The organism is Clostridium sp. CM028, from assembly GCF_030585565.1.
Classification (GTDB): Bacteria; Bacillota; Clostridia; order Clostridiales; family Clostridiaceae; genus Clostridium_AD; species Clostridium_AD estertheticum_B.
Genome location: NZ_CP077766.1, coordinates 667,207 through 679,866, shown reverse-complemented (window position 1 = coordinate 679,866; position 12,660 = coordinate 667,207). Strand labels below are relative to the sequence as shown.

The window sequence follows — 12,660 nt, the reverse complement described above, 5'->3', positions numbered from 1 at the left end:
ACAATGAGAGGTGTTAATAATGAAAAACATATTAATTGTAGCTTATGTTTACCCACCACTAGGAGGTGCAGGAGTTCAGAGAACTTTAAAATTTGCTAAGTTTCTAAAGAAATTTGGATACAACGTAAACGTGCTTACTGTAAATAATGAAAAGAGCACTATAAAGGATGAGTCTTTGGAAGCTGAATCAACGGATGGAATAAAGGTATTTAGGGCTATGCAAAGAGATAATTTTATTGTCAATACTATTGCTAATAGGAATATAACCCATGTTAAAACCATGAAGGTTGAAAATAAAGAGGATATAATAAAAATAACCTCTGAAATTACACTTAAATCTAAAGTTAAGAGAAAAATAAAAAAAACCTTATTAAATATTTATAGAAATATGTACATACCGGATGATAAAATTTCATGGAAAAAAGATGCGGTAGAATTAGGACTTAAAATAATTCAGGAAGAAAAAATTGATATAATATACTCTACCTCAGCACCATATACTGGGCATTTAATTGCTTGTGAATTAAAGCAAAAATCTAACATAGCGTGGATTGCTGACTTTCGTGACCAATGGGTAACTAACCCATTCGCAGATTACACGCCCTATGCTAAGAGAAAAAATGAAAGGATGGAGACGACAGTTATTGAAAAAGCGAATGTTGTAATATCTGTAAGTAAACCTATAATAGATGATTTTATTGATAGATATAAGAATCAGAGGGCAGATAAATTTAAAATAATTACTAATGGATATGATGAGGATGATTTTGATGATTATAATATAGATAGGATACCTCCCAAATATATTATAACTTATAATGGAACCCTGTATGGGAAGATATCACCAAAGAATTTCTTAATAGCTATAGATAGGCTTATTGAGGTTAAAAAAATAAAACTGGAAGAGCTTATCATTAGATTTGTCGGGCAAATAGGCAAGGATGCCCAGGAAGATATTACGTTTTTTCTTGCAAAATATGATAAGGTTATTGAATTTATATCATATTTGCCCCATAAAGAAAGTTTGAGGGAATTAGAAAATTCTTCAGCAGCGCTTCTAATTATAGGAGCTTTTGAAAGAAGCGAAGGCGTATATACAGGAAAGATATTTGAGTACATAAGAAGTGGAAGGGTTGTTATAGGCATTGTACCGGACGGTGTTGCTAAAGATTTAATACTTGATACGAACACAGGATTTTGTTGTCATCCTGAACAAATAGATGAAATTAAAGCAGTTATATATAAATCCTATGGCATTTGGAAAGGCACGCAGGAAAAGTTAGATATTCATTGGGAAAAAGTTAAAAAGTACAACAGAGAAAATTTAACTAGAGAACTGATGAGTATTATAGAAAGTTTATAAATGATGATTTGAAAAGAAAGTGCAATTCTAATTTTTATAAAAAACTTTATTAAAAAAACTTATTAAAAGTCAGGAGTCTATATGAAAATATTAACAGTCGTAGGAGCAAGACCGCAGTTTATAAAAGCAGCTGCAGTATCGAATATAATTAGAAATGAGCATGAAGAAATTTTAATACATACAGGTCAACATTATGATGAAAATATGTCAAAGATTTTTTTCGAAGAACTTAAAATACCTAAGCCTAGTTATAATTTAGAAGTAGGTTCAGGTGGACACGGCATGCAAACTGGTAGGATGTTAATAGAGCTCGAAGAAATTTATATAAAAGAAAAGCCAGATTTGGTTTTAGTTTATGGGGATACGAACTCAACCTTTGCTGGAGCAATTTGTGCAAGTAAGTTACGTATTCCAGTAGCACATATAGAAGCGGGACTTAGAAGCTTTAACATGAATATGCCGGAGGAACAAAATAGAATCTTAACAGATCATATTTCAAAATATCTGTTTGCACCTACAACTTCAGCGGTTAAAAACCTAAGTACTGAGGGCATAACTAAGGGTGTTCATAATGTAGGGGATGTAATGTATGATGCGACCCTTAATTTTTCAAAGATTTCAAAAGAAAAATCTAAGATTATGAAGAAACTTATTTTATACCAGGAAGAATTTATTTTAGCTACCATACATAGAGCAGAAAATACTAATGATATAAATAGATTAAGAAATATTAGTGAGGCATTAAATGAGAGCGGCAAAAAAATAATATTACCCCTACATCCAAGAACAAAAAAATATATGGATGATTATGGTTTGAAATTTAATAATAATATAAAGATAATTGACCCAGTTGGGTATTTAGACATGATCATTTTAGAAATGTACTGTAAAAAGATTGTCACAGACAGTGGTGGAGTTCAAAAGGAAGCTTTCTTTATGAGTAAGCCTTGTATTACTATGAGAGAAGAAACAGAATGGGTAGAAACAGTAGAAAATGGATGGAATATTATTGTTGGAACTGATAAAACTAAGATTTTAGAGGGCATAGTTAATTTTATGCCAAATAAATCTCAGCAAAATGTTTTTGGAGATGGCCATGCTGCAGAGAAAATTTTAAAAATTATAAACAAACAATAGAGGTGAAAACATGCGTATTTTATTTTTAACTCAGTACTGTCCCCCAGAGGTGGGGGCACCTCAAAATAGAATTTTTGAGTTTGCTAAAAAATTACAGGAATTTGGCCATGAAATTACAATATTAACAGCAATGCCTAACTACCCTAGAGGGGAGATTTTTGATGATTATAAAGGTAATAAGGTGGTCATAGAAGAAATTGAAGGTATAAAGATAATTAGAACTAGTATTTATGCTACAAAATCTAAGAGTTTTACTAAGAGATTAAGAAATTATTTATCTTTTACTTTTTCTTCTGTACTTCAAGGGGCTATTCATATAAATAAGCAGGATGTAGTAATAACGGAATCTCCACCACTGTTTCTAGGCTTTTCAGGGTATGTAATAGCTAAGCTTAAAAAAGCTAAATTTGTTTTTAACATATCTGATTTATGGCCAGAATCAGCTATAAAATTAGGTATGCTTCATAATAAGTTATTCATTAAAATGTCTGTATGGTTAGAAGAATTTTGTTATAGACGTGCAGTAGCTGTTACTTGTCAAACAGAAGGAATAGTTGATGATATAGTCGGTAGAGGATTTGATAAAAACAAAGTACATCTGCTAACTAATGGAGTTGATACAAAGCTATTTAAAAGTGAAAATAGGGATGAAACATTTAGAAGTGAAATTGGAGTAGAAAATAAGTTTGCACTATGTTACGCTGGTATTCATGGACTTGCACAAGGACTACAAGTTATAATAAATGCAGCAGAGATAGTAAAAGAGGAAAAAAACATTCAATTTGTTTTTGTAGGTGATGGTCCGGAAAAACAAGATCTTGTAAATATGGCAAAAGAAAAAGGATTAAAAAATGTTACCTTTTTACCTCTTCAGCCAAAGGTAAATATGCCTAAAATAGTAGCTTCTATGGATGCTGCAATAATCCCTTTAAAGAAGTTAGAACTTTTTAAAGGTGCTCTACCTTCAAAAATGTTTGAGACCTTAGCTTCAGAAATACCTATTATTTTACCAGTACAGGGTGAAGCGGCTAAACTAATAAACAGTGCAAATGCAGGAATTGTAGTAGAACCAGAAAATTCAAAAGAAATTGCAGAAGCGGTGTTAAAGTTATATAATAACATGGAGCTTAGAAATAGGTTGGGTGAAAATGGAAGGGCTTATGTTATGGAGAATTATGCTAGAGAGGATATAACAAGAAAATTAGAAAAAATATTGATGAATTTATAAAAATTATAATATTAGTCTATAAAGAGGTGTAAAAAATGAAAGCTAAGTGTAGTATTTTGTATTATTTAATGTGTGCTTATATAGTGATAATGCCTCTAATTCAAGAGGGAACAAATTTAAAAGGAGTATCTGTTTCAGATATTTTATTAGGAATAATTATGTGCTTATATCTCATAAAGTTGATTTTTAATAGGGATACGAGGGGAAGGTTTCTTTATGGGATTAGAGACTTCTTTAGTAGTACTTTAAGTATTTGCATAGTGATGTTATTGGGTATTATGTTATTATCAACTTTTTATGCATTAGAAAAGGGATTAGCATTAAGCGAAAGCGCAAGATTTTTAACATATGTATTTATATTTTTTATAATTAAATATGAATTTAATACAAAAAAATTAGTGAAAAACTTATTGAGATGCTTTATATTCACATCAGGAGTCTTGAGTATTTTTGGTATAATTCAATACTTTACAATAATTGGATTAGATAAAAGGTTTATTGTGAAATACTCCTATGGATATAGAGCAAGTAAGATTGCTGCAACAATGCAAAATCCTAATGCATATGCGGGCTTTCTTATTTTAATTATTTTTCCATTAGTAATGCTAACAATTTATGAAAAAAATAAAAAATTAAAAAGTATGTATGGAATAATATCAATTCTAATATTTCTCAATATACTTATGACTTATTCTAGAAATGTTTTATTAGGCGTTTGTATCGGTGCAGCGGTTTTATGTGTGCTGTATAGTTTAAAATTAATTGTAGTTTTTGGAGGGGTAGGTATTTTGGCTTTATTTAGTCCGGCGGTTCTTGATACAGTTAAGGATTTAACAAATAATGGACAAAATGTGGCTAGAATTAAATTGTGGAAAACGGCTCTAATGATGATTAAGGAACATCCAATTCTAGGAGTTGGTAATGGTAATTATATCAGTAGGTATAACGAATATATTAATAAGTATAAAGGCCTAAGCTACAACTCGTATACAAGATATCCTACACATAGTTCTTATTTAAAGACTCAAAGTGAATTGGGCATAATAGGAATAACATCTCTTTTAGTAATTTTAATAACAGTGCTTATTAGATTGAAAAAATTAATTACTATAACAGATGACAAATTTTTGCAAGCTTTTTACATGGGTGCATTGGCATCGATGGTAGCATTCTATTTTATGAATTTATCAGACAATCTATTTTTTGTGCCTAAAGTTACAACATATTTTTGGTTTATAGTAGCTACAGCTGAAAGTTTATTAAACGCATCAACAAATAATTTGAATATATAAGTTGGTGAAGAAATTTAGAAATACAGGGGGACGCTTAAATATTCATCAGAAAGTAGGAGTTAACGCAATATGATAAATATAGATAAAAAAGCGCATATTGAGAATAAGAGGCTTCAATTTGGACTTAAGAGATTAATGGATATTACATTATCTTTTATAGGTATAATTATATTATTGCCTATATATTTAATTATCATTATTGCTATTAAACTAGATTCAAAAGGAGCAACTGTATTTAAGCAGGTTAGGGTAGGTAAAGATGGAAAAAACTTTAATATTTATAAATTTAGAACTATGATAGCTCAAGCTGAAAGCAAAATAGAACTTAATATAGATCCGTTTGATTTGGAGAATTTTGTGTTTCAAGACAAGTCGGACGTTAGAATAACAAGGGTTGGAAAATTTTTAAGGTGCAACAGCCTAGATGAGATTCCACAATTTTTCAATGTTTTGTTTGGACAAATGAGCATTGTAGGTCCTAGGCCTGAAATACCAGAGATAGTTAAGTATTATCCCGAAAGCTACTACCAAAGACTCTTAGTTTTGCCAGGAATTACTGGACTTGCACAGATTAGTGGAAGAGGAGAAATCGAACTAGGGAAAACAGTTACTTATGATTTGGATTATATTAAAAATTTTTCAGTCCAATTAGATATAAAAATTATCTTCTTAACAGTTGTATCTGTGTTTAAAAAAGACGGCGCTTATTAGGGAGTTGTTAATTTGGAGGGGTTTTATTTATGATAACAAGAATTTTTCAATTCGAAATTTTTAATGATACCATAGAAGAATTGTTTAAAAACATAAACAGTTTTAAAAAGGTACATATTGTTTCAGGAAATCCACAAGTTCTTTTTAGTGGGCTACAAAATAATTTATTGTTAGAAAATTTCACTAGTAAAAATTCAATCATTATTCCAGATGGAATTGGTACAGTAATATGTTCTAAAATTGTAGGGCAACCGGTGAAAGAAAAAATTGCTGGTGTAGAACTTATGGATTGTATAGTAAAAAAATGTGAAAAAGAAAGCCAAGGAATATATTTGTTAGGGTCCACCCAGGAAACAGTGAATATGTGCAATATTAATCTGCGAACTAAATATCGCAAATTAAATATTTTAGGGAGTCATGATGGATATTTCGAAATGGACAATTGTGAAGAACTATTAAAAGAAATAGAAAAAGTTAGTCCACAAGTCTTATTTGTTGCTATGGGATGCCCAAGGCAAGAAGTATTTATAGCGAAATATATGGACAGACTTCCTTGCAAAGTATTTATGGGAGTTGGAGGAAGTTTTGATATTATAGCTGGTAATGTTAAACGTGCACCTAAATGGATGATAAATATAGGCATGGAATGGTTTTACAGAGTTGCGAAAGAACCATTTAGAATTAAAAGATTATCATCTATACCTAAGTTTATTTTAATGGTAATAAAGGACAAGTATAAACGTAAATAATTGTTATTAACATCAGAGAAGTAAAGGAGAGGATCCATATTAAAGTTTTGCATGTCATATCAGGAAATGATAATGGTGGTGGTGGAAAACACGTATTAAACATATGCAGTAAATACAATAACAAATTTGAGAATATAGTCGGTTGCTTGGGAGAAGGTCCACTTTACTCAAAAGTTAGAGTTATGGATATTAGCTACAAACTTTTTAGTAAGAAGCTTAATAATATTGAGCTAGTGAATTTTATAAGATGCAATTCGATAAGTTTAGTAAATTTCCATGGGGCAAAGCCATTCCTAATGCATTTAATTTTAAAAAGTAAATTAAACGTACCTACAGTAGCTGTAGTTCACAGTGATTTTAGATATGATTTCCTTAATAATAAAGTGAAATATTTTATTTTTACTCCCCTGAGTATTAAGGGTCTAAAGAGCTTTAATAATTATATTTGTGTATCAAATAATTTGAAGGTTTTATTAGAAGAAAAAAATATTCAAGGAAGTAAATCAGTTGTAAATAATGGTATAGATATAAAGAAAATTAGTATTGTGACGCCAACAGAAGATATACGAAATAATTTGAATTTAAAGAAGAATGATTTTGTATATGTTATGGTTGCGAGATTACATCCTATAAAAAATCATAGAGAAGTTATAGTGGGATTTAGAAAACTTACTATTGAATTTCATGATGTAAAATTGCTTTTAGTTGGTGATGGTGAGCTACAATCCGAACTAGAGAAGTTAATAGTGGAGCTAAAAATAGAAAATAAAGTTATAATGACCGGAAATGTTTCTAATCCAATAGACTATATAAACGCCTCTGATGTTAGTGTTTTAGCTTCTTTAAGCGAGGGTGGAGCACCACCCTTAACGGTTTTAGAATCAGCAATTGTAAAGAAACCTTTGATTTATACTGAAGTGGGCGACTTACAAAGTATATTAGGCGAAGACAGCGGGTATAAAGTGAAGAATCAAAACAACGAAAATATTTATAAAGCTATGAAAGAAGCATATTTAGATAAGAGCAATTTTAACATAAAGGGTGAAAAGTTATATAACATTGTTGTAAATAATTTTACTATAGAGAAGTTTTGGAAAAATTATTTTGAAATTTATAAGAGTATACTAAAAAAATAATAAGTACACTTTTTTATTTTTTTAATTCTATCTTTAAAATTTTAGGTGAAACAACTACATTATTTATGAAGCGATTACACATACTATAATTAAAGGAGTGTGTTATATGGAATTTTATGATGTAGTCAAAAGTAGAAAAAGTATTAAAAAATTTAAGAATACCCCAGTAAATAAAGAAAAATTAGCAAAAATGATTGATTCAGCTATGATGTCCCCTTCATGGAAAAATAATACTTCATACAAATTTATTTTAGTTGATGAAAAAAACAAACTAGAACAAATTTCTAAATCTATAATGAATAAGGACAATTCAGCAGCACAATCAATATTAGATGCTCCAATGACGGCGGTTATAGTAGCAAAGCCAGATGCTTCTGGAGAAGTTGAAAACAGAGAGTATTATTTAGTGGATAGTGCCATTGCTATGGAGCATTTTATTTTGTCAGCTACTAATGAGGGTTATGGAACTTGTTGGATTGCTGCAATTGATGAAGATATTATAAAAAAAGCATTAGCCATTCCACAAAATTACAAAGTAGTTGCAATGACTCCTATTGGGGAAATTGCAGAAAGTAAAGAACATAACAATAAAAAAGATGCAAAAGATTATGTATTCTTGAATACTTGGGATAATGCCTATGCTGAAAACACTAAATAAATTATGATTTAGATGATTTTTTTTAATTACCCTATGTCTGCAAAAGCAGACATAGGGCTTTTATTTTGTTATATATCTATAAATGAGCGAAACGATTCCTGAAGAAATTATTAGTGATATATTGATGATGTTTTTAAATTGGCAAGAAGAAGGTAATACTGTAGAAAGTATTGAGTGCATAAGGTAAGAAAAGCGGGTATAATAAAGTAAGCTAAGTATGTCTATAATTCTAATGGTAACTTACGTATTAAACTTAAATTTTATAAAAAAATAAATATTTATTAACCGTGAAAAATAGAAAAATGAGGGAGTGGCAGTAATGTCTTCAGATCAAGCATGTAATTAAACTCACTCATTTCAATTTAGAAGAGATAATAAGTTGGAAGATTTAAAGCCTAAAAAATATATTTCTATAAAGAAGGTATGTATTAATGAATGAAAATAATATTGTAATCGGTAAAAAATATAGACATTTTAAAGGCAATGAGTATTTAGTGCTTTATGTAGCAAAACACTCAGAAACGCGTGAAGATATGGTGGTTTATCAGGCCCTTTATGGAGAAAGAGGAATATGGGTTAGACCATTAAGTATGTTTTTAGAGAAAAAAGAAGTTGATGGTAAAATGGTAAATAGATTTGAAAAGATTGATAACGAACTGGAATTAGCCGAAGAAATGCATCACAGTAGTTGATGTTATTAAGGTTGAAAACCAAATTAGTGGCATAGATGTGAAAGGTAAACCACTTCAGTAATGAAGTGGTTTGTTAATAAATATTTTTATTTAAAATTTAATTATTCCTATAGAATTTAAGAAAATAATTAAAAGAAGGATTGGTGATATAAATTTAATAAATACATATATAATGTTTAACACAGAATCGTTATTTAAAGTTCCTTGATTTGATAGTTCTAGTTTGAAATCTTCCTTTTTAGTAAAGTATCCAACGTAAATCGCTATTAAAAGCCCACCTATTGGAAGTAATATATCTGAAGATAAGTAGTCAAAGGTATCGAAAAATCCTCTCTGGCCTATTATATGAATATTAGCAAGGGCACTCGTGGGATGAGCCGATAATGTTGCGAGAATTCCAAACACCATCATTATGCTTGTTGTAAATAACACAGCTTTCGTTCTACTCATACCCTTTTCTTCTGTAAAATACGCAACTGGGACTTGAACCATAGATATCAGTGCTGTTGTAGCGGCTATTGCAGTTAAAAAGAAAAATGCGACTAATAATACACTGCCAAAAGGTATTTTTGAGAATACAAGTGGTATAGTCATAAATAAAAGACCAGGACCTTCACTAGGTTTTAGACCAAAAGAGAATACGGCTGGGAATATTGCAATTCCTGCCAATATTGAAATTAGTGAGTCAGATAAAGCAACCTTAACTGAAGTTGCTATCATATTATTATCAGGTGTAAAATAACTTCCATAAGTAATCATTGTTCCCATTCCGAGGGACAGTTTGAAAAAGGCTAGACCAAGAGCTGCTAATATAACACGTCCAGTTAATTGCGAAAAATCCACATGAAATAAAAATTTTAATCCTTGTGATGCACCTGGAAGTGTTAATGCCCTTGCACCACATATAATAATTAGTATGAATAATACAGGCATAAGTGTCTTTGTTATTCTTTCAATTCCATTTTTAACTCCTGCAATTAAGATTATTGAAACTACGATGAGAACTATAAATTGCCATACTATTGGAGACAGTGGTCCAATTAAGGTTGACATGAATTTTGCCGAAGCAGTACTAGAAGTAACCCCCCTAAAATCGCCCTTTATTGCCTTGAATACATAGGAATAAACCCATCCTGCAACACAGCTATAAAAAAATGCTATTAGAAATGCTGTAGATGTCCCCATTAATCCAATAGTTTTCCAGCCTTTAGCAGCATTTAATTTTTTAAAAGCTCCGACTGCATTTTTCCTTGATTTTCTTCCAATGTAAAATTCACATGCCATAATGGGAATACCAACTAATACAACACATAAAAGATATACTAAGAGAAAAGCTCCTCCACCGTTAGACCCTATTAAATAAGGGAATTTCCATATGTTACCTAAACCTACGGCTGAACCTAATGTTGCAAAAAAAATTGCAAATCCTGTAGAAAACATCTCTCTTTTATTTTTCTCTGCCACTGCATATCACTCCTCTTTATCTTTAATTAAACAATTATCTGTACTACAAAATTAGAGTACTGTTTAAATGATATCAAATTTATTTAAAAGGTAAAATTAATTTGTATCTGTTACTTTAACACCTTAGCACGTACATTTAAATATATCAATAAAAAAGTATTATTACGGAACGTTATTTTTATTTATTATTTCTCTTATTAGTGTATATATTCATATCTTATGAAGGTGTACAGACAAAGCAAATTAAGATAAAACACCGATATAAAAAGTAAAACAATATGATTTTACCTATTTATATAGTTTAGGTATGTTTAAGAATAGTTAAAATATTAAAATTTTCCCATCTGCAGGACTTAGTTTAATCTCTAGTTCTCAAAAGGGGGATTCAAAAACCGATACTACAAAATAACAAACTTATGTATTAGGATAACGCCATAAAACAAAAAAAATCTAGTTTTAATCCACCATTTACTATGCAGTAGAACTGTATTAGGTACATGGTGGTTTTTTATTCTTATTTACATTTAATTCATATAATGATACTGTTATGATACACTATAACAAGAAGGTCTATATGATTAATTCATAAAGTTTTCATGTTAAAGACTATTATAGACTCTGACAAATAGCTTTACTCTGGAGGAGGAAACAATATGTTTAATTATATAAACAAAAATATCATTAAGAATATCTTCTTTATACTACTTGGAAGTTTGATATCTTCACTCGGAATTAATTTGTTTATTTCCAAAGCCAAACTTCTAAGTGGTGGTGCAACTGGTATATCGTTAATTATCCAATATTTATTTAAATTTCCTGCTGGATATACTATACTCTTATTAAATATTCCGTTATTAATACTAAGTTATAAATATCTTAACAAACGATTTACTATTTTTTCAATTATAGGTATAATCTCATTTTCTTTGTTTTTAATTTTAACTGCTCCTTTAAAAGAACTGATTGGCACAAACGATACGTTACTATTATGTTTATACGGTGGAGTATTAAATGGAATTGGCATAGGAATAATATTCAGCAATCACGGTTCCGGAGGAGGAGCCAACATTGTTTCAGCTTTGATAAAAGTAAAGCATGATAACTTTAATATAGGACAAATATCATTTTGTGTTAATATGATAATTGTTTGTATCGGTACTTTCTTTTTTGGAGTAACTAGCGCGTTGTATACTATAGCTTCTATGTATATAACGGCTGAAGTTACCGATAGAATAATTCATGGAATGAAAAAACAAAAATTAGTTCTTATTATTACTACAAAAGAAAAAGAAATTTGTAGTGGGATTTTGTATAAAATGCATAGAGGAGTTACTTTTTTATATGGAGAAGGTGCATATACTGGTAATCATCAAAAAATATTATTTTGTACAGTAGCACTCCATCAAATTCCCGAATTAAAATTAATAATTAAAGAAATAGACAATAATGCTTTTATGATAATAGTTGATGCTTCAGAGGTGAGAGGTAAAGGATTTAAAAACGATTTAATATAGTAGTAACCACTCCAACAGTAACTGGCTGCCTTTCTTAGGTAGCCTTTTTATATAACTTATCACATAAAGTTCACATATTAATTTGATACTGCTGATACAATTTACACTTATAATTTTAATTGTGGAGAAACATTTAATAATTAAAGTGAAGGGAATGATAATAATGAGTAATGGAATTATTTTTTTCTGTAATAGTGCCTTTGTATAATGAAGAACTTGTTATAAATGAGAGTTACAAAAGATTAAAATCCGTCATGGATCAAACACTTGAAAACCATGAAATTTTATTTATTATAAACCATTAATGATTACTGGCTACTTTGGAGCATTTGCAGGTTTAATAGGTACTATTTTATTAATTAGTAGTATTACAACCTCACTGTTTAAGCAAAGCAATATATTAAATTTAGGTCTAATACTTTCCATTAACTTAATTATGTTTGGCATTATGTTTTGCTTTCTCGCTATTATAGGGCAATATAGTGGAAGAATATCTGATGAGAGTAAAGACAGACCTTTATATATAATTGCAAGTACAATAAGTTACAATGAACTTAAAAATAGTGTGACTTTTAAAGGTAATTGAGGATAGTATTGTGGATATGAAAGGTATAGAAAGTTTAATTGCTGATTTGATACTACAGCTACTAAGCTATGTGGCAGGGGACAATAAATATCAGAGAAGTTTTCACCAGCAAGATACTCCTTTGTTACAT

Annotated in this window: 11 protein-coding genes; 10 read left to right on the top strand and 1 reads right to left on the bottom strand. The window is 29.8% G+C overall.

Going from position 1 to position 12,660, the window contains the following annotated elements:
• Positions 1-19: 19 nt before the first annotated feature.
• From KTC94_RS03330 to KTC94_RS03290, 9 genes are all read left to right on the top strand, one after another.
• On the top strand, positions 20-1,363 hold the full coding sequence (locus KTC94_RS03330) for a glycosyltransferase (protein ID WP_220319725.1): 1,344 nt from the start codon (positions 20-22) through the stop codon (positions 1,361-1,363).
• Positions 1,364-1,444: 81 nt separating this feature from the next.
• On the top strand, positions 1,445-2,500 hold the full coding sequence (gene wecB, locus KTC94_RS03325; protein ID WP_220319724.1) for a non-hydrolyzing UDP-N-acetylglucosamine 2-epimerase: 1,056 nt from the start codon (positions 1,445-1,447) through the stop codon (positions 2,498-2,500).
• A gap of 10 nt (positions 2,501-2,510) precedes the next feature.
• Complete coding sequence (locus KTC94_RS03320) at positions 2,511-3,728, top strand: glycosyltransferase family 4 protein (RefSeq protein ID WP_220319723.1); 1,218 nt, start codon at positions 2,511-2,513, stop codon at positions 3,726-3,728.
• Positions 3,729-3,763: 35 nt separating this feature from the next.
• Positions 3,764-5,020 (top strand): O-antigen ligase, encoded by a 1,257-nt coding sequence (locus tag KTC94_RS03315; RefSeq protein WP_165414070.1) that lies wholly within the window; start codon positions 3,764-3,766, stop codon positions 5,018-5,020.
• A 69-nt stretch (positions 5,021-5,089) separates the two neighbouring features.
• Positions 5,090-5,731 (top strand): sugar transferase, encoded by a 642-nt coding sequence (locus tag KTC94_RS03310; protein ID WP_216304312.1) that lies wholly within the window; start codon positions 5,090-5,092, stop codon positions 5,729-5,731.
• 29 nt (positions 5,732-5,760) lie between these two features.
• The gene (locus tag KTC94_RS03305) at positions 5,761-6,480 is read left to right on the top strand and encodes a WecB/TagA/CpsF family glycosyltransferase (protein ID WP_220286826.1); all 720 of its coding nucleotides are present in this window, start codon (positions 5,761-5,763) and stop codon (positions 6,478-6,480) included.
• Between the two features lie 47 nt (positions 6,481-6,527).
• Complete coding sequence (locus KTC94_RS03300; protein ID WP_258876401.1) at positions 6,528-7,616, top strand: glycosyltransferase; 1,089 nt, start codon at positions 6,528-6,530, stop codon at positions 7,614-7,616.
• A gap of 106 nt (positions 7,617-7,722) precedes the next feature.
• Positions 7,723-8,274 carry a nitroreductase family protein gene (locus KTC94_RS03295; protein ID WP_216304310.1) on the top strand — a complete coding sequence of 184 codons (552 nt, stop codon included), beginning with the start codon at positions 7,723-7,725 and terminating at the stop codon, positions 8,272-8,274.
• 431 nt (positions 8,275-8,705) lie between these two features.
• A complete protein-coding gene (locus KTC94_RS03290) occupies positions 8,706-8,966 on the top strand; it encodes a DUF1653 domain-containing protein (protein ID WP_165414112.1) in 261 nt (86 codons plus the stop codon).
• A gap of 90 nt (positions 8,967-9,056) precedes the next feature.
• On the opposite strand, the gene KTC94_RS03285 is transcribed toward KTC94_RS03290, so the two are convergent.
• Positions 9,057-10,406: a sodium-dependent transporter gene (locus KTC94_RS03285; protein WP_165414114.1), complete on the bottom strand. Its 1,350-nt coding sequence runs from the start codon at positions 10,404-10,406 to the stop codon at positions 9,057-9,059.
• Between the two features lie 677 nt (positions 10,407-11,083).
• Here KTC94_RS03285 and KTC94_RS03280 point away from each other — a divergent pair.
• On the top strand, positions 11,084-11,944 hold the full coding sequence (locus KTC94_RS03280) for a YitT family protein (RefSeq protein ID WP_165414108.1): 861 nt from the start codon (positions 11,084-11,086) through the stop codon (positions 11,942-11,944).
• The last annotated feature ends 716 nt before the right edge of the window (positions 11,945-12,660 follow it).